Below are 24968 nucleotides of genomic sequence, written 5' to 3' on the forward strand. Positions count from 1 at the left end.
TCGGTTTATCCACACGAAATGTCCCTTAAGCCAGCTGCTGCGTCTTGGGCCGCCACCACGCGGCCTGCGCCGCCGTGAATTCCTTGTGCTCAAAGGTCGAGATTTCATCGAGCGCCCGCATGTACTCCGGCACCATCGCTCGCGGCAGCCGCAGCCCCATCGTCAGGTGCGGGGTCCACCGCGGGCCTCTCCCCTCCGGGTTCGAGGCACTGAGGCGGCGCGCGGCAGATTCCAGCTCATCCGTGGTTTCTAAAAGCCACGCCACGGTCTGTTTACTCTTCGTCCCAAAGACCACCGTGCCCACGCGGCGAAAGGCCGCGGGCAGAAGCGGCGGGAGCAGGTTGCGGGCCTCGTCGACGACTGCGGTCTCGAGCGCCGGCGCGAACGTCACCGTAATGTGCGGGCGCTGGTGCTGCACCGGAAAGCCACGCTGAGCCAGGGCAGCATAGACGTCCCGGAGGGTATTTTCATCCTCTGGGGTGAGGTACAACAGGAGGTTTTCGGGCGAATTTCGGCTCACACGGCCCGAGTCTAACTAACCTCCCGCAGCGCCACGACGGGTTGCCCGCGGTGGTCCAGCACATCCGTCTCTACGCCGTAGACCTCGCGCAAGAGCTCCTCCGTGAGCACCTCCCCCGGCGCGCCATGGGCGCAGGCCTTGCCACCATGGAGCACGACGAGCTGGTCGCACATCCGGGCGGCCAGGTTGATGTCATGAATCGCCACCAACGCGAGGCTTCCTTCCTCCCGAGCTTTTGCCCGCACGCGGCCCAAGACGAAGAGCTGCCGGTTGAGGTCGAGGGCGGAGGTGGGTTCGTCGAGAAGCATGAGCCCAGGGGTCCCCACCAGCATCTGCGCCACGGCGACGAGCTGGCGTTGGCCGCCGGAGAGCTCGTTGAGGTAGCGCTGCGCAATGTCGTCGAGCCCCATGGAGTGCAGGACCGCGGCGGTGCGGGTGATTGGGTCCTCGCACGCTTCGCGCCGCGCCGCAATCAGCACCGCCTCAAACGCGCGCAGCGCCGCGGTGTGCGGCAGGCCCTGCGGCACATAGCCAATGAGCTGGCGGCGCCGCTGCCCGCGCGGGCTCTGGCCGTCGACGCGAAAGTCCACCGTGCCGCCCCGCGCGCGATGCACGCCAGCGAGCGTCTTGATGGTGGTGGTCTTGCCGGACGCATTCGGCCCCAGCAGCCCCACGACCTGCCCGCCGCGCAGGGTGGGAAGGCTCAGCCCGTCCACCACCGTGCGCGAGCCATAGCCGGCAGATAGATCGGTGATGGTGAGTTCTACGTCCACAATGCCCTCCTCCGAGTCATGACGATGGCGATGAAGAATGGCACGCCCAGAAGCGAGGTGACGATGCCGATGGGGATGGCCAGCCCGGGCTTAATCAGGAGGCTGAGCGCGTGGGCGGCGCACATCACCGCCGCGCCCGCGGCCATGGAGGCCGGCACGAAGTAGCGCTGGTCCTCACCCACCAACATGCGCGCGATGTGCGGGCCCACTAGGCCGATAAATCCGATGATGCCGGCGAAAGCCACGGTGGTGGCCGCGACGAGCGAGACCACGACGAGAACAATCACGCGTAGGCGGGAGGTGTTGATACCGAGGGCGGTGGCGCGGGCGTCACCAAGCCGCAGCGCCGTTAGCCGCCACGACAGCGCTCCCAGGATGGGCAAGGCTACCGCAAGCACGCCGGCCAGCACGGCGTTGGCCTGCCAGCTAGCGCGGGTGAGCGAACCCATGGACCAAAAGACGATCTGCTGGAGAGCCTCGCTGGAAGAGCGGTATTGAATGAGCGCCAGCATGGCCTGGAAGAAGAAGACGAGGCCGATGCCGAGCAGCACCATCGTCTCGGACTTCGCACCGCGAATAACGGCGGCAACGACGATGATGGCTGTGGCCAGCGCCGCCGACAGCCACGCGATGAGTGCGAGGTTGAACTGCGGCTGGGCCAGAAGCTGCCAACGCAACACGATGGCGCTGGCTCCGCCGAAGGCAGCCGCCGCGGAGATGCCGAGGGTAAAGGGCTCCGCCAGCGGATTATCCAGGATGGTCTGCATCTGCGCGCCAGCCAGTGACAGGCTGGCCCCGATAAGCAGCGCCATGACGGCCATAGGCAGGCGCAGGCTCCACAGGACTGTACGCGTTTGCTTGTCGACGCCTCCCGGATCCACCATCCCCCGCAGCACCTGCCCCGGGGTGAGGTCGATGGCGCCAACGATCACGCTAAGAACGAATGCGGCGAGTGCTACGACGATAAGCCCGGCGACGATGGCGATACGGCGGCGGGTCACGCGGGAGTGCTCGCGTGCGAGGGCCTCCACGGGAAGCACCGCGGTTTCTGCGCGCGTGGTCCGTTCAGGGCTTGCCGAGCGCGCGGTTGAGGTGAGAATGCTCATGACTAGTTGGTACTGAAGAAGGTTCCGTCGCCGGGGACGGGCGAGTATTTCTCTTGGGCTTCGGCCCATTCTTGCTGAACGTCGACGTCTGCGTAGTCCTCTGGGTGGAGCCACGCGGCGATCTGGAGGAGCGCCAGGTAGTTGAAGGGCGAGTTGTAGAACTGGTGCCACAGGCCGTGGAGGTTGTGCTCCTTGACGGCGGAGAGGTCCTCAAAACCAGGTTGAACGCCGGCCAGCGAAGCGGCGCTCTCGTGGGCATCCTTTTCGCTGATGCCATAGCCGGCGGCAGCGAAGCCGGTGTGGCCCTTTGCGCTATCGACCTTGGCGGACCAGTCGCCGCCGGTGGCGATGATCATGTCGGGATTGGCGTCGATGACCTTCTCCGGGGTCAGCGCGCCGGACTCACCCTCGATGATGCCGTCTGCCACGTTCTTTCCACCGGCGACGTTGACCAGCTCAGAAATGTTGGAGTCATTCCACGAGCCGCAGCAATCGGAGACACCCGCTGCGCGCCACACGAAGGTGGAGGGCTTGTCCTGCGCTTTCGTGGCGCGCTCGGTTACCAGATCCACGTTCTTTTGCCAGTCCGCGATGAACTCCTCCGCGCGGTCCTCGTGGCCGAAGATATCGGCGAAGATTTCCATGGTGGGAATGGTGTTCTCCAAGGGCTTGGCGCGGAAGTCCGTGACGGCATAGGTCAGGCCGGCCTGATCCAGCTTGTCGGTGAGCCCAGCGGTCTGGGAGGCCTCGTACTGATCCTTGGAGAGCACGATGAGGTCCGGGTCGAGGCTGATGAGCTCCTCCACAGTGACATCACCCTTGGTGAAGCCGCCGATTTCCGGCAGCTCGTTGACTTTGGGCGTGGTCTTTTCCAACTCGCGGTAGTAGTCGGGCACATTCTGCTTCAGGTCCGATCCGATGGCCACGACCTTGTCCAGCGGGTCTTCCTTGTTGAGGATGCCGGTGGCAAAGACGCTGCGGCCTTCTCCCAGGATGACGCGTTCCGGCGCGTGGTCCAGCTCCACCTGGCGGCCGGCAAGGTCTGTGAAACTCACAGCGGCAGTCCCCTGCGCTCCCGTGGCCTGCTCGCTGCCGGCATCGGCATTGTCGGAGGCACAGCCCGCCAGCGCGCTGGCCAGCGCCGCCACCATGGCGCACGCCCCTACTACTCGCCCGGCGCGCGGACGGGATGCCTGGCCTGCAGGCGTCGATACGTGAAGCACGATTTCTCCTTCAAACTTTGGTCTTATGGTCTGTTCGGAGGTTCATACTACACAGACAGGTAAGACTAACCAAAGCCTGCATAGGGTAGGCAATGCTTCCAGTAACGCATACGGAGCACAAAAATGCCCCACCCCGGGGTATTTCCCAAGGCAGGGCCTCTAGGTATGCAGTCGCGCCCAACGGCGCTAACCGGCTCTAGCGACGCTCAGCGAGCAGGCGCTGCAGTTCCTTGATATCGGACTTGCGGCGCTTGGAGCGGAAAACGGAGAAAGCGATAAGGCCTACGACGGCTGCACCAACGCCGGCGAGCGCCATCTGCACATTGCGCTCCTGCAGCTTCTGGGTTGCCGCGCCCTTAGCGTCCTCGACGAAGTTCTGCGGCTTGCTGCGATCAGCCAGCTCATCCAAGGTGCTAGCCAGCTGACGGCGGGTGCGCTCGATGTCGCGCTGGATATCATCAATGTTGCGTGCCACGTGAATCTCCTGAATTTGGCTTCGTTCGGTGTTGTTGCGGTTAGTGTCTTTCTAACCGTTGTGGTTCTAACGTCGACATTCTACATTGACCGCCAGCTCCCCTGCAGAGTTGGCCAACGTTTGTTTCACCCTCGGTGGCGTAGATTCGCCAGATAGCCTCCCCGTAGGGCACGGTAAGGTAGACAGCATGACTGAAGCACAACGACTATCCGTAGGAGACAAGGCTCCCGCTTTTTCCTTGAGCGATGATGCCGGCAACACCGTAAGTCTGAGTGACTATGCTGGCCAGCGCGTCGTGGTTTACTTCTACCCGCGCGCCAACACCCCTGGCTGCACGAAGGAAGCCTGCGACTTCCGCGACAGCCTGGAGCAGCTCAATGGCATGAACATCGCCGTGGTGGGAATCTCCCCTGACAAGCCCGAGGCACTGGCAAAGTTCCGCGAGGACCACGAGCTGAACTTCCCGTTGCTGTCTGACCCCGACAAGGAAGTCATGACGGCTTATGCCGCTTTCGGCGAGAAGAAGAACTACGGCAAAATCGTCCAAGGCGTTATCCGCTCTACCTTCCTTGTGGAAGAGGACGGCACGATCGGCCAAGCCATGTACAATGTCAAGGCCACCGGCCACGTCGCCCGCGTGCTTAAGGGGCTCAACTAAACCGTGGAATCCAGCTCGAAGTCACCGGAGATTCTGGTCCCGAGGCGTCGCCCAGCGCAGGCGCGCAGCCGGGCCAAGTATGACCGGATCTTGTCCTGCGCGCGGGAGACGCTCGTGGACTATGGCTTCGAGTCCTTTACTTTCGACGAAGTCTCGCGCCGCGCGGAAGTGCCGATTGGCACGCTCTACCAGTACTTCGCCAACAAGTACGTGCTGATCTGCGAGCTCGACCGCCAAGACACCGCGGAGATGTTGGCTGAGGTTGAGCGCTTTTCCCAGCGCGTTCCTGCCCTGCAATGGCCGGACTTCCTCGAAGAATTCATCGACCACATGGCTCGTGTTTGGCGCAACGACCCCTCGCGCCGAGCGGTGTGGCATGCCGTGCAGTCCACACCCGCGACCCGCGCCACGGCTGCGGATACGGAGCTCAGCTTGCTCAAGCCCATCGCGGAAATCATCGAGCCTCTTGCCCAGGGCATGGACGCCGATGCCCGTGTGGAGATCGCCGCCTTCCTCGTCCACACCGTGGTCTCCCTGCTCAACTACAGCACCATGCGCTCCGAGGAAAGCTTTGATGGCGTGGTGGAAGAGATTAAGCGCATGCTCATCGCCTACCTCTTCGCCATTGCCACGAGCGCCTAGCCGCACCCAGCGAAGTCAGGTGCGACCAGGCGTGTTTAGCGCGAAAGGTACACAATGGCGGTGGCGTAGTCACCATCGTGGCTGATGGACAGCGCAGTTGAAAAATCCCCCAAGGACTCCCGCGCGAGGCGGGCAATCTCACCACGCAACTCGAGTGCTACGCGCCCCCACGCATCCGGGCGGACCTCAATCTCCGCCCAGTCCACGGCTTCCTCTGCGATGACCGGCGGGTGCGCGTAAAGCGCTTGCGACCACGCCTTGATGAAGGCCTCCTTCGCCGCCCAGCGCCCCGCCAGGTGCTGCGCGCGGGCAGCACCGCTCAGCCCCCGGGCCTGCGTCACGCGCAGTTCGGAAGCGCTGAAAACCTGCGCGAAGCGCGTGCCGGGAACCTCCAGCTGCTGGGCAAAGGACGGGATATGCACTAGGTCGGTGCCCACGCTCACGCCACTTTTTGTCATGCGGGCAAGCTTAGCGTGCCAGCTCCTGTTTGAGCTCCTCCAGCTCGTCGCCGCCCGCCATCCACTGGGTCAGCTCCGGCAACGTGACCTCCTTCTTAGAAGCGTCCAGCGACATCTGCCCCACCGTGAGCACGATGAAGTGATCGCCCACGAGGTAGGCGTGCTGCGGGTTGTGCGTAATGAAGACCACGCCCATGCCGCGTTCGCGGGCGGCGTCGATAAAGCGCAACACCATGCCCGACTGCTTCACGCCGAGTGCTGCGGTGGGCTCGTCCAGGATGATGTAGCGCGCGCCGAAGTAGATGGCGCGGGCAATCGCCACCACCTGGCGCTGACCGCCGGAGAGCGCGGAGAGTTCCACGGAGACGTCGCCAAGCTCAATGCCCATTTCGGACAGCTGCTCGTGCGTAATGCGCTTCATCTCTTCCTCGCGCAAGCTCCCCAACGCCCCGGTGAGCTCCTGTCCCAAGAAAAAGTTGCGCCACACCGACAGCGAGGGCACCAACGCCAAATCCTGGTACACGGTGGCGATACCGGCGTCGAGGGAATCGCGAGGGCTGGTGAAGTTCACCTCTTCCCCATCGACGGTGATGGTGCCACCGGTGGGCTGGTTAAGTCCGGCCAGAATCTTGATCAGTGTGGACTTGCCCGCGCCGTTATCACCCAGCACGCAGGTCACCGCGCCCTCTTTCACAGAAAGGTTGATGCCGCGCAGGGCGTGGAAGTTGCCGAAGGTTTGGGAAATATCGTGCAGCTCAATCATGGTTATCGCTTCCTCGTAAAGTTGGCCACCGAGGTGTTCGTCAGCACGGCAAAGAGCAGCATGGCACCGAGGAAGAACTTGAACCAGTCGGGGTTCCAGCCGGCGTACACGATGCCCTGGTTGGTCATGCCGAAGATGAGCGCGCCGATGGCGGTGCCCACCGCGGTGCCGCGCCCGCCGGTCATGGAGCAGCCGCCAATGACCGCGGCGATGATGTAGAGGAACTCGTTACCGATGCCCTGTCCGGCCTGGATGGAGTCGAAGGCAAAGAGGGTGTGCATGCCCACGAACCACGCCGCGAAGCCGACGAGCATGAACAGCGCCACCTTGACGCGGCGCACGGGAACGCCGACGGCGCGGGCGGCTTCATCATCGCCGCCCACGGCGAAGATCCAGTTTCCCCAGCGCGTCTTGTACAGCACCCACGAGGCAATGGCGACGAAGAGGATCCACCAGATGACGGTGGCGCGGATGCTCAAGCCACCGATGTGGATGGTGCCGGCAAAAATGACGCGGGCCGAGCTGAATCCTTCCATGTCAGCGATGGTCGGGGTGGCCACCTGGCCGGTCACCAGCTTGGTAATCGCCAGGTTGAGCCCCTGCAGCATGAGGAAAGCCGCCAGCGTAATAAGGAAGGAGTCGATCTTTGTGCGCACCACAAGGAAGCCGTTGAGCGCGCCGATGGCTAGCGCGGTCAGCAGGGATAGGCCCACGCCCACCCACGAGTTGAGGTGGAAATTGTAGTTGAGCATGGTGGCCACAAGCGCCGCGGACGTCACCGCCACACCGGAGGACAGATCAAACTCATTACCAATCATGAGCAGGCCCACCGCCAACGCCACGATGCCCAGCGTGGAGCTGGCATAAAGCACCGTAGAGAAGGCCTCCACCGAGCGGAAGGCGGGCGCCACGATCATGAAGAGGACGAAGATGACCACCGCGCCGAGCAGACTGGCCAGCTCCGGGCGGCGGATGAGGCGCGCGAAACCGCTGCGGCGAGTCAGGCGGGTATCGGAAGGGCTGGATAGTGCCTCGTCGGATGCAGTCGTGGTTTCGCTCATCGCAGGCCTTCCTTAGCAGATTCGGAGATGATGTCCACGTTGGTGGAATCCACGAAGGAGGGGCCGGTGTAGACGGGGCGGCCGCCGCCCATGGTGGATCCGTTGCGGTGCGCCAACCACAGCGAGTCGACGGCGAGGTAGCCCTGCATATAGGGCTGCTGGTCGACGGCCCACTGGATACGCTGATCCGCGATGGCGCCGACAAGCTCGGCGTTGGTGTCGAAAGTGGAGACCTTGGCCTTGGAGGAGGCGTCGGCAACCGCGTCGGCGGAGCGCATAGCCACGGAGGCCTGCAGCGCCATGACCCAGTCGATGGAGGGATCCTGGCTCAGCTTCGCGTTAATGGTGGACTGCGCGGCAGTCAGATCCTTGCCGTTGACGTACAGAAGCTCAACCTTGCCGTTGTCCAGCCCTTTCTTCACGCCGGCGCAGCGCGACTCCTGCGAGGAGTTGCCTTGCTCGTGGATAACGCACAAGACGTGCTTGGCGCCCTCATCCTTGAGGCGCTCGCCGGCCTTGGTGCCGGCCACTTTTTCCTCTTGGCCGAAGAAGGCGCTCATTCCATACTTCTGGTAATCATCCATGCCGGCGTTAAGCCCCACGGTCGGGATGCCGGCATCGGAAGCCTTCTTGGCCACAGGCCCGATCGCACCAGAGTTGGGCATGGTCACGGCGATGCCATCCACGCCGGAGTCGATGGCGGACTGCACCAGGTTTGCCTGGTTGGGCGCTTCCGGGTCCGAGGAGTAGCGCAGCTCGATATTGTCCTTGCGGGCGGCATCCTCCGCGCCCTTGCGCACGAGGTCCCAGTAGGTATCCCCCGGCGCGCCGTGGGAGATCATGGCGACGACAAGGCGCTCGGTGTCGACGCCACCGGCTAGCTCGCCGTCAGCGTCGGGGCGGGGCGCGCCACCGGTGGCCGAACATGCTGTAAGCACGGCGGCGGCAGCGACCGAGATGAGACCTAGCAGTGGTTTCTTAGCATTTTTCACCCTTGCATGGTGCCCCAGATTGGGGGACTTCTCCAACACGTCTGACCTGCTTCTTTATCGTTCCAGAGGGTACAAGCTGGGGATACTCCACGGTTTGCTACCCCCGTTGAGCTGTGCTTCCTCCCTCCGGATCCAGGGTGCCTCCGCGCAGTCGCGCGGACTCGCTTAGCAGCACTGCAGCCTCGCGTTCAGCTACCTCGGCGGCTGTGCCCGCCCCCAGGTTGCGGCTCACCGGCCGCTCGTACAGGGCGGGCCCGCCGCGCATGGCTTTTTCCAGGCGCCGCAAGCCACACCGCTCCCGCTCGGCGGCGGCTGAGCGCCATGCTTCGGCCTCGGCCTCACCCCGCTCACGAACCAGCGCGGCATAAAACGCACCCGGGTGCACAAGCGCGATGAGGGCGGAGACATGCCCGAATCCCAGGGAGGTCACCAAGCCGGCTTTCGGCGGGGTGCAGCGCAGGTCCAACGGTTGGCGCAGCCACACCAGGTGCGGGTGGCGGCGCAGCACGGGGTCAACGCAATCAAGCGAACGGTTCGGCGGAAGGACTCCACTACGCAACACCTGAGTCAGACCGATGAGCTGGAAGGCGGCGGCACCGCCCTTGGCGTGCCCGGTCAGGCTCTTCTGCGAAACCACATACAGCGGGTTGCCGGGGCTGCGGCCGAGTGCGGCGGCGATGCGCTCGTGCAGATCCGATTCGTTGGGGTCGTTGGCGTTGGTGGACGTATCGTGCTTCGACACCACCGCAATATCGTCCGCGCCCACGCCGAGGGCCTTCAGCGAGCGGGCCAGGCGGGAGTCCTGCCCACCCCGCGCCGCCGAGAGCGCGCCCAGGCCCGGCGCGGGGATGGAGGTGTGCGCGCCGTCGGCGAAGGACTCGGCAAAGCCCACCACGCCAAGCACCGGCAACCCCATCTCGGCCGCAAAGGTTCCCCGCGCAAGCAGGATGGTTCCGCCGCCTTCGGATTCCACGAAGCCGCCGCGGCGGCGGTCGTTAGCGCGGGAGAAAAAGCGATGCTCAATCCCCTTCGCCGCCATCTCCGCGCTATCGGCCGTGGCCGCCATGTCCCCGAACCCGGTGATTCCCTCAATCGACAGGGCGTCGATGCCGCCGGCCACGACGAAGTCCGCTTTGCGCAGGCGCAGCTTGTCGACGCCCTCCTCCACCGACACTGCCGCCGTGGCACAGGCGGCCACGGGGTGCACCATCTGGCCATAGCCGCCGACATAGGACTGCATCACGTGCGCGGCAATGACGTTGGGCAGCGCTTCCTGGAGGATGTCATTGGGCCGCGGCTGGGCCAAGAGCTTATCGACGTACAGCGAGCGCAGCGCCTCCTGGCCTGCCATGCCGGTTCCCTGGGTGGAGCTCACGCGCGCCGGGTGGATGTGGGCTAAGAGCTCGGCGGGGCTAAAGCCCGCTGACAGGAAGGCCTCCACAGCGCACACGAGGTTCCACAGGGCGAGGCGGTCGAGGTTATCCACCATGTCCGCGGGGATGCCGTAGACCTGTGGGTCGAAGCCCTCCGGAATCTGGCCGCCCACAAAGCGGGTCATGGCCACGCGGCGCGGTACGCGCACCGACGAGCCCGCGGCCCGGGTGACCTGCCATTCATCCTCACCGGTCGCATCAGTGACGCGGCGCAGCGTAGTGCCCTCGCAGCTGTCGACGAAGCTGCGCGCCGTCTCTTCGTCCTGCACAGTGAAGCTCAGTGGCTTCTCCAAGTAGATGGTGGTCAGCTCGGGCGCGAGGTTATCCACCATGGGCAGGTGCGGGCCGAAGTCATCGTGGAAGCGACGCACACCAATCCCGGCGAGCACCTCGTCGTGGAAGCGCGCGTAGACGTCTTCCTCGGCTATCTCCTCGCCTTCGGCCGTCAGCCATCCGGCTGTGCGCTCATCCCAGCTGATGAGCCCGCGGCTCCACGCCAGCTCCAGCACTCCAGCAGCAGACAGGTCCCCGCCGACCTCCGCCTCAAAGCGAGTACGCGATGAACCCAGCGGGCCGAGCTCGCCGGCCCCGACGATGACCACCATGTCCTCGAGGGACTGCGTCACGCCATTGAAGTCTGGGCTGGTGCACTCGGCAGGCCTGAGCACGTTCGGCAGGGCTTTTACCGTTCGCGGCGCCTTCCCTTCGCACAAACTACCGGCTACGCGCGATGCGTCGCTGTTCTCGGACTGCGCCGCACGGGCCAGCGCTGCAAAGTCCAGCTCGGCCTCGGCCAGCCCACCGGTGAGGTCCACGCTCAGTGGTGAGGACGCTGCCTGGGCACGGATGTCGGAAGAAGCAGTGGCGTCGATAAGCTGCACCGCCATCTCCTTCGCCGAGAAGGTCCGCACGCCGCGGGCCTCCACCTGAGTAACCAGCGGATCGTTGCTGCCCATCAGGCCGGTGCCGCGCACCCACCCGATCTGGGCATGCACCAGCGAGGTGCGCGCGCCCCAGCTGGATTGCTCGGAAGACCAGCGGTTAACCAATGCATCGAGGGCCGCCTTGGCCTCGCCGTAGGCGCCGTCGCCGCCGAAGCGCCCGCGGTTGGGCGAGCCCGGAAGCACCACGTGCAGCCGGTGGCCAACATGTGTATCCGCGCCTACGCCGGACAGCGACGCGATGAGCTTCTCCACCGACCACAGCAGCAGACGCATCTGGGACTCCGCCCCCGCCCCGGCATCCGCAAGAGTGCCGGCCACACGCGGCGCGGCAAAGGGGAAGAGGAGATCTGGCACGTAAGCCGGCTTCAGTCGCACGGACTCACCACCCACGGTGGCGGTGTGCTCCGCCGCAATCCATTTCGCGAGCGCGTCCACGTCCGCGAAGGAATTGAGGTTCGCTGGAACGACCCATAGTGCTGCCGCGCCGACGGCCCGGCTGCGGTAGAGCTGCTTATAGAACTCGAGGCGCTCGTGGCTTAGCTGGGAGGTCGTGGCGATCACGGTCGCTCCTTCCGCGAGCAGCTCGCCGATGAGCTCGGCGGCAATCGAACCCGGCGAGCCACCCGTCACCACGGCCACCTGTCCGGCGAAGAGCAATCCGTCGGCCGGGGTGCGGGCATCGCGAGCTAAGTCTTCGTAGCCGAAGTGCTCGGCCAGGAGCGCAACCTCCTCGCCGGTGCCCAGCACGTCCAGCTCGGGCTCTGCTTCCCCGGCGGCGGCCGCGCGGGCGATGTCCTCGCGGGCGCTGGCCCAGAGGTCGTCGAGAAGCACTGCCTTGCGCGCATCGAAAGCGGAGGCGACTTGTCGCTGCCAGTCCGGGCCGAGCTCCGCTGCAACGAGCTGCTCCAGCTCCGTGTGCGAAGCGCTGTCCCCCTGCTCAGTCGCGGTCTCCTCGCGGCCCAGGGCGGCGAGTGCCGCGCGGGCGGAGTCCTCCAGCGCCGCTTCGAGGCCCTCGGTATAGGCGCGCACCGCCTCCGGGTCCACGGTCTCGGTCGGCGTGGCCAAAGCTTGCTTCTGCAGCGAGACTCCTTCGCGCTCGCCGGCGGCGCGCACGGAGGCGTCGATCAGCGCATCGAGCTCAGCAACCGATGCCGCACCGGTCATGGGCAAGCTGGCCAGCTCCCCGCCGCGCAGTGACGAGCCCTCGCGCGTGCCCAGGACCAGCTGTGCAATAGCGCGATCGGCCCAGCCCGGGCCCAATCCCCAGGTAGTGCTCACGCGCTCGGCCACGTAGCTCGGCTTCTTGCCCGCGGGCCCGGTCAGCCGGGTGAGCGCCTGCGCGACGTGCTCCGCGAGGACCTCCCCAAACGTTGCATAGCCCGGCGCGCGCTGCGCCACGCTCTCCGCCAGCTGCGGGATGGGTGCGTCCGCGGCATTCTCGATGGCGCTGATACCGAACTCCACGCCGAGGTCAACGAGCAACTGGTTGCGGCGGGAGGACACGCCTTCCACGAGGGTTTCTATGGAATCGGTCGCGGCCATCTGAGCAGGCCGGACCTTGGTCCACAGCGCGATGAGCATCTCAAGAGCCTGGTGCACGCTGAGCGGAAGATCCTCGACGGCGGCTGGGGCCTCCTCGCGCGGGGCGTGCACGGAGTCTTCCCGGTGTGCGCTCTCAATTGGCTGCCTCGACTCAGGCTCATCTGCCTGTGCTTCGACGGCGTCCGCAGAATCCTTCGCTGCTGACTCGGGTGCCGTCTCGGCGTCTTCGGCAAAGACCCGCCCACGGTCGCGCTCATAGTTGAGCACCTCAATGCCTGCGCTGCCCGCATACTGGGGCAGGCGCAGTGTTTGGCCCAGCATATTGGTCAGCGTCGGCGCGGTGCCAACGCCAACCTCGATGAAACGCTCCACGCCGAGCTGCCCAAGGATCAGGTCCTGGGTCTCTATCCAGCGCACCGGGGAGGCAAACTGCCAGGCCAATAGCTCGATGAGCAGGGTTCGTCCTAGGCGCGCCGGGCATGCCATGGCACCATCGAAATCCGAGAGGATCTCCTCGATGGGCTCCGAATCCACCACTTCTGCGATGGCCTCCACGAACTCGCGGCTCAGCGCAAAGGGCCGCGCCACGAGGTTTGGAATATAGCGCCCCACCAGCGCGTCGAGGTTAATCTCTTCAGGGATGAGTGCATCGAGGTGCGCGCGGAAATCCGCCACGCCGCCCACCAAGCGGGAGGAATGGAAGGGCACGTCAATCCCCGGGATGGGGATGACGGCACGCTGCCCGGGGGCGCGCTGCTCGGCGTCGCTCGCCAGCGCATCCAGGCCCGCCTTCGTCCCGGCGACCGCGTATTGGCGCCCGGCAATATTGTGGTTGACCACCTCGAGGAACGCACCCGTCTCCGCGGCCACGCGGGCGACATGGGCGAAAGCCTCGCCCGCGCTCATCCCCATCTTGTGCGGGCGCAGCGCCGCCAAACCATAGAGGGACTGGCCAGCGGAATCGCGCTCGACCAAACGGTGCATGGTCAACCCGCGGACATAAACGATGTCCAGCACCGCCTCCAGCGACAGGACCTCGGCATAGGCGGCCAGTGCGTTGTACTCGCCCACCGAGTGGCCAGCGAAGAAGGCACCACTATCGAGAACCCCAGCTTCCTTGAGTGCCGCGATCTGCGCGCAGCCCAGGGTGGCCATGGCCACCTGCGTGAACTGCGTCAGGTAAAGCACCCCGTCTGGGTGCGTGAAGGTCTCACCATCCACCACCACGGTGTCGGGATTGTGGCGGACAATCTCCAGGATGGAGAAGCTCAAGCTGCGCCGCGTGTGCTTGTCCGCGCGCTCCCACACCGCACGGGCTGCTGCGGATTCCGCATAGTCCCTCATCCCCATCCCCGGCGACTGGATGCCCTGGCCGGGGAAGGCATAGAAGGTAGTGGGGCTGCTCATCGTTGCTCGCGCCTGTAGCACCGGCACGCCCTGGCTGGTGGCGGTCACGCTGCGGACCTCACCGTAGCCGCGCCGCTTGTCGACGCCCACCCGTTCCACCTCGAACTCCACCTCACTGCCCGGAAGCACTGGTGCAAGCCAGGTAGCGGACCAGTCGAGGACGCGGGCGCCGTCAAAAGCCGCGGCCGCCTGCGCGAGCGCCGAGGTCCACATGCCGTGGACGATGGGGCCTTCACGATGTCCCGCCAGCGCCGCCGCGTTCGATGACAGGTGGATGGGGTTCCTATCCCCCGTAACCACGGCGAAAGGCAGCAAGGACTCCGGTGCCACCACGCTGGTGCGGTGGCGGAAGGAGCGCGGTGTCTCACGGACCGATGACTCTACTGTCTCCGCCCCGCTTTCTTGTGCACCATAAGTTGCGGCGCCCACGGTCTCGAGCGCGGCGTCACCGCGGCGCCCGGTGATAAGGAAGCGCTCGTGCATCTGCGCGAATTCATGTTCTTCTCCGCGCACGGCTGCAGCCACGCCGACAGAAACGTCGACTACGCGCCCCGACGGTGTATCGCGAACGTGTTTCAGTTCTGCGGTGTAGCTCAGTGCCAAGGGCTCAGCGCCTGGGGCTGCGCTAGTGAGAAACAGCTCCCAGGTATCTGGTTTGAGGCTCAGCGCGTGCTCGAGGTGGACCAGGTCGAGAAAGCCCTCCACTACCGGCTCCCCGGACGCCGCATGGGCGCTGGCCAGCACGGCGAAGGTGGCCGGCCAGGCGGGGCCGACGAGGACATCGGGCGAGACAGTAGCGCTTATCTCCCCGCTCGTCACCGCGCTGTAGTGGGCGATGTCGGTGGTGCTGAGGTGAGCGCTGACCGTCGCGGTCCCGGAGCTAACGTCCGGAAGATCACCGCCGAGGGCCTGGCGCAGCAGCTCCCGCATGGCGGTCTCGGCATCCTCGACCTTAACGAGTGGTGAGGCACCCGGAATGCTCGGCGGAGTGATGCGAACACGCATCGACGCATCGGAGTGGAAAGGAACGGTCAAGCACATGGCCTCCTCGCCCGCAGCTTCCAGTTCGGCGCCATCAATCCCAAGGCTCAGCGGGTTGGGCTGCTCGCGCCCGGCCCAATTCAGGCTCGGGGCGCGGCGGATGATCTCTTCGTCGCTCATGTTGAGCTCGCCCGCAAGCACCTCGTCGAACTCTTCGTCGGAGGCGTCGAGAAGCGCAAGCGCCGCCTGCTCGAAGTGGTCGAGTATCTGTGCCACCGGCTCGTTGGCCTGCGCGATTCCCTCAACGGCTGACGTGCCGGGGATGATGCAGACCTCGTCGGCGTCGTAATGCTCATCGTGGGCCTGCCACAAGGTATCGCGGCGCCAGCGGCGGCGTACGTCAGCATCGATGACCGGCACAAAGTTTGCGGGTTTGCCCGGACCATCCACGAGCTGAATGAACCACGCGGCGTCGGTCGGGTGCAGCGCCGCGTCACCGTAGAGTTCGCTTAGCTGAGCAACTGCCTCGGCAGGGTTCTCGCGATCAACCTCAACGCGCAGCTCGATCTCGCCGTGATCGGTCGGGTGAAGGCGGGCTTCGGCGCGAGCCACCATGCTCGTAAAACACCTCAACCAGGATTCATCGACCCAGCCATCCAGGTAGGACAGCTCAAGGTAGCGCTGCAGCCACTCGGAATAGGACATCTCATCGAGGTCCCCGAAGTAGGGCTTGCACGTGTGCCCGATGGCCTCAATGATCTCCGCGCGGCGCGCCTCCACGGCCGCAACATCACCGGCCACCTCATCCAGCAGGCGCCCGGCGCGAGCGAAGGAATTGTCCAGCTCATGGATGTCCGCGCCCAGGTCCGAGCGGCCCGACACAACGTCACTGCTGCGCGCGGCGACAAGAGCCTGCTTCACCGCCTCGGATGCGGTGGATTCCTTCGCTGCTATGACAGCGGTGCCCACCATGATGGCGTCGACTGGCGCTGCGGGCAGGCCGAAGCGTTGCGCCCACGTGCCCAGGAGGTACTCCGCGCCACGCGCCGGGGTGCCGATTCCCCCGCCAACGGCGAGGAGGACATTGTCGCGCTCACGAATCCGCGCGTAGGTGGCAACAAGGACCTCATCAAGGCCCTCTAGGGAATGGTGGCCACCGGCCGCGCTTCCTTCCAGCTGCATGATGATGGTGGTATCAGGGAGAGCATCGGCGATGCGGAGCACCTCCTCCACCTGCGCCGAAGTTCCCGGCTTGAAGGCGACCCAAGGGATGTTCGCGGCGTGGAGCTTCTCCACCAGCTCTACCGCCTCCTCCACAGGAGGAATGCCGGCGGAAATCACCACGCCATTGATGGGCATTCCTGCGGCACGCGCTCGCAGAATCGAGTTTGGCCCCTCAATCTGGCGGCGCCACTGGGAAGCCGCAAGGTACAGCGCATTGAACTGGGCGTTCACCCCTGGCTTTAGCAGCCGGCGCAGGGTATGCAGGTTCTCCTGCAGGATGTCATCGGTGTGCTGACCCCCGCCGGCCAGCTCCGCCCAGTGCCCGGCGTTGGCCGCTGCGGCAACAATGCCCGGGTCCACCGTGGTGGGGGTCATCCCGGGGAGCATGACCGGTGAGTATCCGGTGGTCTGCGTAAAGGCAGTCACCAGACGCCCGTCCGCCACGCGCGGTGCCCACTCGGACCACGCGCGAGGCAAAATGGGTGCGCGGCCCGGCTCCACGAGCTGGGCCAACCCTTCCGATGCAGCGACGGCCAGCGTGCCTACACCGCGCCCGGCGACGATTTCCCGAGTCAGCAGCTCCACCCCGCGGGCGGGCCCGATTTCCAGAATCCAACGCGCCCCGGCCTGAAGCGCTATGTCAACGCGCTCGGGCCAATCCACGTAATCGGTCAATACTGCCCGCGCGAGCTGCGCGGCGGATTCGGGTTCCAGTCCGATCCGAGCTGCCCAGCTTTCCACCTGGTCCACCGCACACTGCATGGTGGGATGATGGAAAGCAGCTGACACGTCAAGGTCGGAAACGGTAACTGCGGCGGGCTTCCCTTCCGCCCCTTCCGCCTGAGTCGTGTTCTCCTGCAGCGCGGCCTTCACCCGGGCAAGTTCAGCCGGGGTTCCGACGATGACGAAGCGCCCCCGCCCGTTATCGAGTCCGATGTGGGCGCCGGCGTCGCGTAGTTGCTGCTTCGTCGCGCCGGTCACCGCCGCCATGGGCGCGCCCTGCGGGGTGCGGACCAGCCCAGCACTGCGTGCAGTAGTCGTCATGGCCGCGCCGATGAGGCGTGCCAGCGCCAGAGCCTCGGCTGGGCTCATGCGTCCCTCAACGACCGCCGCGGCAAGCACGCCCTGGGAATGTCCGATGCTGGTGACGGCATCCTCGAGTTCTATTCCCTGCGCACGCAGTGATTCGAGGACCGCTAGCTGCGCGGTGAGGATGCCGGGGGTGGAAAGCGAGGCGTCGGCAAGCGCGTGCGCCCACGCCGGCTCCTCGTCTGCCCAGGCCAAAGGGGCAAACCCGTGCGGAGCAGCAGCCAGAAGCTCCTCCTCCAGCGGGGCGAGGAGTTCCTCGGCCGCGGAGAGGAACGCCGCTATCTTGGGTCGGACGCCGGTGGCGAGGGCATCGCGCAACGTCGGCAGCCAGGCATAACCCTGACCGGAGAAAGACAGCGCAAAGGGCTCGGAGCCCAAGCGCGCGGACAAAGGCGACAAAGGCGCAGAGACGTGAAAATCAGACACCTGCACTACTCCCCCAAGGTGTGGGCGACGAGTTGAACCGCCTCTTCGAGGGAAGACTGGGTCTTCGGCTCAGGCGCATCACAAAAGACCTGGCAGGCGTGGTCCGGGACAACCTCGGCCGAGCGCGTCAGACCGCGTTCAGCGAGGTACTCGTCAAAGAACATATCGATACTCATACCGTGTGCCGATTCTACCCACTAGGATCAATGCGTCATGGCCTCTCGTACCCCGTTCTTCATCGCCGCGCTGCTCAACGCCGCGGTAGCAGTACTAGTGGTCTTCGGTCTTATCCTCCCCACCCCAACCGAACCTGCGCCCGAGCGGCCCAAGGCCACTGAGACAGCGGCACCCACGCAGGAAGGCCCAGCAGAAGAACAAGCCGAAGAGGCCACACCCGCGCCAAGCATTGCGCCGGACATCGCCGAAGCTCTCGCCGCCTTAGAATCCTTAGAGGTCAAAGGCCGCGCGCCCAAGACCGGCTATGAGCGCGAAGAGTTTGGCCAGGCGTGGTCCGATGACGTCACCGTGGAGTTCGGCCACAACGGCTGCGATACCCGCAATGACATCCTCCGCAGGGACTTGGATCCGGAGAGCCTCGTTCTCAAGGAAGGCACCCACGACTGCGTGGCGCTTTCCGGCACCTTGCACGATCCCTACTCGGGCCAGGACATTGAGTTCCAGCGCGGGGCGCAGACATCACGTGCGGTACAGATCGATCACGTTGTGCCGCTTGCCGACGCCTGGCAGAAAGGCGCCCAGCAATGGTCACCAGAAAAACGCCGCGACTTTGCTAATGATCCCCGCAACCTCCTTGCCGTTGATGGTCCCCTCAACCAGCAAAAAGGCGCTGGCGATGCCGCCACGTGGTTGCCGCCCAACAAAGGATTTCGCTGTGAGTATGCGCGCCGCATCGTAGAGGTGAAGGCGGCCTATGAAATCTGGGTCACGGCAGCGGAGAAGGATGCGCTCCGTCGGCTACTGAATGCTTGCTGAGTATTTTTACCCCTTTTAGATGCCCTGATACCCCTCCCGCTACCCCCGAAATTATGCGCATAATATTCACTCGCCCCTAAACGGTTATGCAGGGTTTTCGGCGGCGGGAACCTTGGTGCGCACTGCACCTACATTCCTCACGCCCGATGATTTCTATAGGCCTATTAATATGTAATAAATGCAACCTAAGGACGTGCAGGCAGCACCCCTCATGAAACAAAAACCATAAATTGCTCCATCCCGTCTCACATTTCTTTTAATATGTGACACAGCACCTAGCCTGAGGTCTAGGTCACATGGATGCCGTGAATTTTCACGGCCGCCGTACTTCCCAAACCCGTTGAGACCACACCCTGCGAAGGAATAGTGATGTTCAAGTACATCATCAAGAAGACCGCCAGCTGGCTGGTAGTCATCTTCCTCGCGACTAATATCGCGTACCTCCTGGCCGCAACCTTCCTTGATCCCCGATCAAATTATGTCGGCCGCAACCCACCGCTCGGGCCGGAAGAAATCGGCCGAATTCTCACGCCACTCGGCCTCAACCCGGAGACCCCTCTCATTGAGCGCTGGTGGGGATGGCTGTCCAACATCATCTTCCACTGGGACTGGGGTACCTCCCCTCTCGGTGACCCGGTCAGCGCACAAATCGGGCACCGCGCGCTCGTCTCGGCACAGCTGCTGCTCGTGGCCACGATTCTCTCCGTCGTCATCGGCGTCGCCCTCGGCGTCTACACCGCCTCCCGCCAGTACAAGGCGGCCGACCGCTTCTGGCAGGGAGTCTCCATCATCACGATGAACACGCACGTCGTCGTGGCCTCCATCTTGGTCGTCGCCGGTGGTCTGTGGATCAACCGCGTGACCGGCCACCGCGTAGTCTACGTGACGGGCGCTTCCAGCCTCGGCGTCGAAGGCTTCTTCCCCAAGCTGCTGGATATGGCGCAGCACCTCATCTTGCCGTCCATCTCGCTCATCATCATCAGCTACGCCGGCTACCACATGATGCAGCGCACCTTGCTGCTGGATAACTTGAACGCCGACTATGTGCGCACCGCCCGGGCCAAGGGCCTCACGCGCTCCCAGGCCATCCGCAAGCACGCCCTGCGCACCTCCATCATTCCGGTCGCAACCTCCGTGGCCTTCTCCGTTCCCGGAATCTTTACCGGCGCCATCATGACGGAAACCATCTTCGCGTGGAAGGGAATGGGCCAGTACTTCATCGAAACCATCAGCCGCAACGACGTCAACGGCACCACCGCCGTCGCCGCATTCGGTGCCGTCATGATTGCCTTCTCCGCAATCCTGGCTGACCTCGTCGTCGTCGCCCTCGATCCGCGAGTAAGGGTGAGCTAAATGTCTCCAGAAAAGAAATCTACGTCGCCACGCTCCGAAGCGCGCCACACCGAGCGCCACCGCCGCAACGACCTCGCTATCGATACGGCAGCTGATAACCTCGGCGTGCGCCCGCATGCCGCCACTGCGGACTTTTCACCGCAGACCGAACCCAGCGCACAATCCGCACTCGGCTCCGGCGTCGACGTCGATGACGCGCAGCGCAAGCAATTCTCCAGCAGTGATTTCCGCGGCACCTCCAAGCTCAAGCTGTACGTCCGCCGCTTCTTCCGCAACAAGGCGGCTGCCGTCGGCCTCGTTATCTTCGTGCTACTCGCGCTGCTCTCCATCTTCGGCAGCTACCTCACCCCGTGGTCCTTCGATGAGCCGGACTTCTTCAACCTCTCCACCGGGCCTTCCCCGGAGCACTGGTTCGGAACCACGGACTCTGGAAACGATCTCTTTGCGCAGACCGTCCACGGCTTGGGCCGCTCGCTGATCATCGCACTCATCGTCTCGTTGGCCTCTACCCTGCTGTCCGCCTTCATCGGCGCGGCCGCGGCCATGTACGGCGGTGCGGTGGAAAAGGTCATCCTGGCAGTCATTCACTTCCTGCTGGCTATCCCGACCTTCCTGCTCATCGCCCTGGTGGTTTCTGATTCCGGCGGCGACTGGAAGCTGCTCATCGTGGTGCTCATCGCCTTCGGCTGGATGTACCCGGCGCGCGTCATCTGGGCCATGGCGCTCAGCGTGCGCGAGAACGACTACGTCCGTGCCGCCGACTACATGGGAGTCTCGCGTCTGCGCACCATCTTCCGCCACGTGGTTCCCAATATCGGCTCGCTGCTCATCATCCAGGCGGCCCTGGGCGTGGTGTCCACCATCATGTCGGAGACCGCACTGTCCTTCCTGGGCTTGGGCGTGAAGCTTCCCGACGTCTCCCTGGGCACCCTCCTGGCCGGCGGCGCCAACGCCGTCGAGGCCTCGCCCTGGCTCTTCTACTTCCCCGCAGGCATCCTCACGCTGCTGACCGTCTCCATGGCGTTCATCGCCGACGGCCTGCGCGATGCCATTGACCCCAACTCGAACTCCGGAGGCCGAGCATGACCCCGCAGAATACTGCACACACCGCCAACGCCGTCCCGGCCCGCCGCGCCACCGACTCCGCTGCATCCACCGAGCCGGTGCTATCCGTGCGCGACCTCACCGTCACCTTCCCCTCGGAGGCCGGCTCCGTCCACGCAGTGCGCGGCGTCGACTTCGACCTCATGCCGGGCCGCACCCTGGCGATTGTGGGCGAGTCAGGCTCCGGTAAGTCCGTGACCTCTTTGGCCGTCATGGGTCTGTTGCCGGATTATGCCAAGGTGGAAGGCTCCGTGGTCTATGCCGGCACCGAGCTCATCGGCAAGTCCGACAAGGAAATGTCGAAGATCCGTGGCAAGGATATCGCCATGATCTTCCAGGATCCTCTCTCCTCCCTTACCCCGGTGTTCTCCATCGGTGACCAGCTCATCGAGGCTATCCAAACCCACCGCGATGTCTCCAAAAAGGAAGCGGAGAAGGAGGCCATTCGCCTGCTCGAGCTCGTCGGCATCCCGGAAGCGGAGAAGCGTGTGAAGTCCTTCCCGCACGAATTCTCCGGCGGTATGCGCCAGCGCGTGGTCATCGCCATCGCCATGGCCAACAACCCGCGCGTCATTATCGCCGACGAGCCCACCACTGCGCTCGACGTCACCATCCAGGCCCAGATCCTGGAGGTCCTCAAGGTGGCCCAGCGCGAAACGGGTGCCGCAGTCATCATGATTACCCACGACATGGGTGTGGTCGCCGGCACGGCCGACGACGTCCTGGTCATGTACGCCGGGCGCCCGGTGGAGCTGGGTGATGTCGACACCATCTTCAACAACCCCAAGATGCCTTATACCGTGGGCCTTCTCGGGTCGACGCCGCGCGTGGACAAGGCCACCGACGAACCACTGACCCCCATCGTGGGTACCCCGCCGCAGCTTATCGATGTCGCAGCCGAATGCCCCTTCGCGGACCGCTGCCCGGTGGTGAAGGATGAGTGCCGAACCTTGGAACCGGAGCTGCGCGCGCTTGACGACGTCCCCGGGCACTTCGCCTCCTGCCTGCGCTCCGATGAGATCAAGGACGGCACCATCGGCGGCGAGCGCATGTACCCGTTGCCGAAGATTTCCGCCGATACCCTGGGCGATACTCCCTACGAGCAGCGGCCGGTCACCTTGGAGGTCAAGAACCTGGTCAAGGACTTCCCGCTCATCAAGGGAGCAATTCTCAAGCGCCGCGTCGGCACAGTACACGCGGTCAAGAACGTCAGCTTCGATGTGCACCAGGGCGAGTGCTTTGCCATCGTGGGCGAGTCCGGCTCCGGCAAGACCACCACCCTGCTGGAAATCATGGACCTCAACCCGCCAGAGGGTTCCACCATCGTGGTCAACGGCACCAACACCTCCGGCTTGAGCGCGTCGGCGCGCCGCAAGCTGCGCAAGGATATCCAAATCGTCTTCCAGGACCCGATGAGCTCGCTCAACCCGCGTATGACCATCCGCGAGATCATCGCCGAGCCGCTGGAGTCGCTGGGGTATGAGGGGGACGTCGGCCAGCGCGTGGCCGAGCTGATGCAGCTCGTCGGTCTTGAGTCCCACCAGGTGGACCGCTTCCCCGGACACTTCTCCGGCGGACAGCGCCAGCGCATCGGCCTGGCCCGTGCTCTGGCCACCAACCCCTCCATCGTGGTGCTCGACGAGCCCGTCTCCGCACTCGATGTGTCCATCCAGGCCGGCATCATCAACCTGCTGCACGACCTGAAGAATCGCCTAGGCATCTCCCTGGTGTTCGTCGCCCACGACCTCTCCGTGGTGCGCCACCTCTCCGACAAGGTCGCCGTGATGTACAAGGGCGACTTCGTGGAATACGGCCCCACGGACGAAGTCTTCGACAACCCGCAACACGCCTATACCCGCGCGCTGCTCTCCGCCATCCCGGTGCCGGATCCAGCCGTGGAACGTGACCGGGTACGCGAGATTTACCAGCCCGCCGAAACCCCGGCTTAGCAAGACTTATAACTAAATACTCACCTTTGTCTCCATGTTTCCTCTCGAAAGGACACACATATGAATATGAAGCTCCGCAGGACCGCCCTCGCAGTGGTCACCGCCTCTGCCCTCATCCTGACCGGCTGCGCCTCCGATGGCGGCTCCGGCTCCGATGGATCAGGCAATTCCGCCTCCGGCGAGAAGCTCGACGTCAAGCTGGACGGCTCCTACAACCCCAAGGACCGCTCCGAGCTCAAGGAGGGTGGCGAGCTGCGCTTGGCTATCGACGAGATCTCCCAGCAGCAGAACACCTTCCAGGCCGACGCCACCTCATACACCCTGAGCCTGTGGAAGTACTACAACCCGCAAATTGGCCTCTTCGATGGCGCGGGTGAGTTCCACGTCAACAATGACTACATCACCGACGTCAAAGATGAAGAAAAGGACGGTAAGACCGTCGTCACCTTCACCATCCACGAGAAGGCGCAGTACAACGACGGCACCCCGATTGACTGGAAATCCTTTGAGAACACGTGGAAGTTCAACAACGGTGAGAACAAGGACGTCAACGTTAGCGCCACCGACGGCTACGAGCTCATCGAGTCCGTCAAGCCGGGTGAGAACGACAAGCAGGCCGTCATCACCTTTAAACAGGCCTATCCGTGGTGGCAGGGTCTGTTCAACGTCCTGCTCCCGCCACAGGTTGACTCCGCGGAGAAGTTCAACGAGGCCTACCTGGGCAAGGTCCACCCGGAGTGGGGTGCGGGCCCGTACAAGGTCGAAAGCGTCGACTTCAAGAACGGCAGCGCTACCTTCGTTCCGAACGAGAAGTGGTGGGGTGATAAGCCATTCCTAGACAAGGTGACCTACCGCCAGATGGAGGACCAGGCCTCAATCAACGCGTTCAAGGCCGGCGAAATTGACGCCACCGGCGTGGCCAACAAGGAACGCCTGGCGGCCGTAAAGGACATGCCAGACGTTGAAATTCGCACCGCCATGACCCCAGGCAAGAACCTGTACACGCTCAACTCCAAGAACGAGATCCTCTCTGATATCAAGGTGCGCGAAGCCATCATGACCGGTATCGACCGCGCCACGCTCTCCGGCATCCGCTTCAACGGACTCAACGGCTACACCGAGGACCTGCCAGGTTCCTTCAACCTCTACCAAACCCAGAAGGGCTACGAGGACAACGTCGGCGCAGTCATTTCTTTCGATCCAGAGAAGGCCAAGTCGCTCCTCGATGAGGCCGGCTGGAAGGAAGGCGGCGACGGCATCCGCGAGAAGGACGGCAAGAAGCTGTCCATGCGCTACACGCTGCTGGGAGATTCTTCCATCAGCAAGGCCATGGCCACCGCCACCCAAAAGATGATGAAGGATATCGGCGTGGACCTGAAGGTGGAGGAACGCCCAGTCTCTGACTTCTCCGAGATCACCTCCAAGTACGACTTCGATATTCTGCCTATGGGTTTCTCCTCCGGCGATCCCTTCGGTGTCGCTTACTTCGGCCAGACCTATCGCACCGGCTCCCAGCTCAACCGCTCCGGCACGGGCACACCAGAACTGGACAAGAAGATCGACAAGCTTTCCCAGATCGCCGACCCAGACGAGCAGATCAAAAAATCCAATGAGCTGGAGAAAGAAGCCCTTGCCCAGTACGGCATCATTCCTATCTTCAACGGCCCGACCATGGTTGCGACCCACCCCGATATCGCAAACTTCGGCGCCAACTCCTTCGCCGTCATCGAGGTGGAGAACATCGGCTACACCAAGTAGGTAACGGCCGCCTAGCACCACCCAAGGCAGCAAAGAGGGCCTTCCCCAAGCGGGAAGGCCCTCTTTTTATGTGCTGAGCTTAGTCTTAAGCGCT

18 protein-coding genes are annotated in these 24968 nt (G+C 64.2%); 7 read left to right on the forward strand and 11 right to left on the reverse strand.

The window, feature by feature from the left end; all coding sequences use genetic code 11:
• Positions 1-25: 25 nt before the first annotated feature.
• The 5 genes from HMPREF2792_RS00520 to HMPREF2792_RS00540 all read right to left on the reverse strand — a co-directional run bounded on the left by HMPREF2792_RS00520 (position 26) and on the right by HMPREF2792_RS00540 (position 4097).
• Positions 26-520 carry a 2'-5' RNA ligase family protein gene (locus HMPREF2792_RS00520; protein ID WP_070530001.1) on the reverse strand — a complete coding sequence of 165 codons (495 nt, stop codon included), beginning with the start codon at positions 518-520 and terminating at the stop codon, positions 26-28.
• 11 nt (positions 521-531) lie between these two features.
• Positions 532-1293 carry an ABC transporter ATP-binding protein gene (locus tag HMPREF2792_RS00525; RefSeq protein ID WP_070530004.1) on the reverse strand — a complete coding sequence of 254 codons (762 nt, stop codon included), beginning with the start codon at positions 1291-1293 and terminating at the stop codon, positions 532-534.
• Positions 1284-2399, reverse strand: coding sequence for a FecCD family ABC transporter permease (locus HMPREF2792_RS00530; RefSeq protein ID WP_209167932.1), 1116 nt, complete (start codon positions 2397-2399; stop codon positions 1284-1286). The genes HMPREF2792_RS00525 and HMPREF2792_RS00530 overlap by 10 nt, the downstream gene beginning before the upstream one ends.
• A gap of 2 nt (positions 2400-2401) precedes the next feature.
• Positions 2402-3550 carry an ABC transporter substrate-binding protein gene (locus tag HMPREF2792_RS00535; protein ID WP_070530007.1) on the reverse strand — a complete coding sequence of 383 codons (1149 nt, stop codon included), beginning with the start codon at positions 3548-3550 and terminating at the stop codon, positions 2402-2404.
• A 268-nt stretch (positions 3551-3818) separates the two neighbouring features.
• A complete protein-coding gene (locus HMPREF2792_RS00540) occupies positions 3819-4097 on the reverse strand; it encodes a DUF3618 domain-containing protein (RefSeq protein ID WP_010191207.1) in 279 nt (92 codons plus the stop codon).
• Between the two features lie 187 nt (positions 4098-4284).
• Here HMPREF2792_RS00540 and bcp point away from each other — a divergent pair, with 187 nt between their 5' ends.
• Both bcp and HMPREF2792_RS00550 read left to right on the forward strand, forming a co-directional pair.
• Positions 4285-4755, forward strand: a complete 471-nt coding sequence (gene bcp, locus HMPREF2792_RS00545; protein ID WP_070530010.1) for a thioredoxin-dependent thiol peroxidase — start codon at positions 4285-4287, stop codon at positions 4753-4755.
• 3 nt (positions 4756-4758) lie between these two features.
• Positions 4759-5397 (forward strand): TetR family transcriptional regulator, encoded by a 639-nt coding sequence (locus tag HMPREF2792_RS00550; protein WP_070530012.1) that lies wholly within the window; start codon positions 4759-4761, stop codon positions 5395-5397.
• A gap of 35 nt (positions 5398-5432) precedes the next feature.
• Here HMPREF2792_RS00550 and HMPREF2792_RS00555 read toward each other — a convergent pair whose 3' ends face one another.
• From HMPREF2792_RS00555 to HMPREF2792_RS12915, 6 genes are all read right to left on the reverse strand, one after another.
• Positions 5433-5855, reverse strand: a complete 423-nt coding sequence (locus HMPREF2792_RS00555) for a holo-ACP synthase AcpS (protein ID WP_070530014.1) — start codon at positions 5853-5855, stop codon at positions 5433-5435.
• 10 nt (positions 5856-5865) lie between these two features.
• Positions 5866-6618: an ATP-binding cassette domain-containing protein gene (locus HMPREF2792_RS00560; protein WP_070522342.1), complete on the reverse strand. Its 753-nt coding sequence runs from the start codon at positions 6616-6618 to the stop codon at positions 5866-5868.
• A gap of 2 nt (positions 6619-6620) precedes the next feature.
• Positions 6621-7679, reverse strand: coding sequence for an ABC transporter permease (locus HMPREF2792_RS00565; RefSeq protein WP_070530017.1), 1059 nt, complete (start codon positions 7677-7679; stop codon positions 6621-6623).
• Positions 7676-8671 carry a substrate-binding domain-containing protein gene (locus HMPREF2792_RS00570; protein ID WP_070525334.1) on the reverse strand — a complete coding sequence of 332 codons (996 nt, stop codon included), beginning with the start codon at positions 8669-8671 and terminating at the stop codon, positions 7676-7678. The genes HMPREF2792_RS00565 and HMPREF2792_RS00570 overlap by 4 nt, the downstream gene beginning before the upstream one ends.
• A 97-nt stretch (positions 8672-8768) precedes the next feature.
• Entirely contained in the window at positions 8769-17717 is an 8949-nt protein-coding gene (locus HMPREF2792_RS00575; RefSeq protein ID WP_070530095.1) for a type I polyketide synthase, read from the reverse strand.
• A 5-nt stretch (positions 17718-17722) separates the two neighbouring features.
• A complete protein-coding gene (locus tag HMPREF2792_RS12915) occupies positions 17723-17893 on the reverse strand; it encodes a hypothetical protein (protein ID WP_154762460.1) in 171 nt (56 codons plus the stop codon).
• Between the two features lie 37 nt (positions 17894-17930).
• Between HMPREF2792_RS12915 and HMPREF2792_RS00580 the strand changes: the two genes are divergently transcribed.
• From HMPREF2792_RS00580 to HMPREF2792_RS00600, 5 genes are all read left to right on the forward strand, one after another.
• A complete protein-coding gene (locus HMPREF2792_RS00580) occupies positions 17931-18710 on the forward strand; it encodes an HNH endonuclease family protein (RefSeq protein WP_070530019.1) in 780 nt (259 codons plus the stop codon).
• 369 nt (positions 18711-19079) lie between these two features.
• Positions 19080-20063 (forward strand): ABC transporter permease, encoded by a 984-nt coding sequence (locus tag HMPREF2792_RS00585; RefSeq protein ID WP_070530021.1) that lies wholly within the window; start codon positions 19080-19082, stop codon positions 20061-20063.
• Positions 20064-21149, forward strand: coding sequence for an ABC transporter permease (locus HMPREF2792_RS00590; RefSeq protein WP_070522354.1), 1086 nt, complete (start codon positions 20064-20066; stop codon positions 21147-21149).
• Positions 21146-23116 (forward strand): ABC transporter ATP-binding protein, encoded by a 1971-nt coding sequence (locus HMPREF2792_RS00595; protein ID WP_070530023.1) that lies wholly within the window; start codon positions 21146-21148, stop codon positions 23114-23116. The genes HMPREF2792_RS00590 and HMPREF2792_RS00595 overlap by 4 nt, the downstream gene beginning before the upstream one ends.
• Before the next feature lie 60 nt (positions 23117-23176).
• The gene (locus HMPREF2792_RS00600; RefSeq protein ID WP_070530025.1) at positions 23177-24874 is read left to right on the forward strand and encodes an ABC transporter family substrate-binding protein; all 1698 of its coding nucleotides are present in this window, start codon (positions 23177-23179) and stop codon (positions 24872-24874) included.
• Positions 24875-24968: the final 94 nt, after the last annotated feature.

Source organism: Corynebacterium sp. HMSC068H04, from assembly GCF_001811255.1.
Lineage (GTDB): Bacteria > Actinomycetota > Actinomycetes > Mycobacteriales > Mycobacteriaceae > Corynebacterium > Corynebacterium hesseae.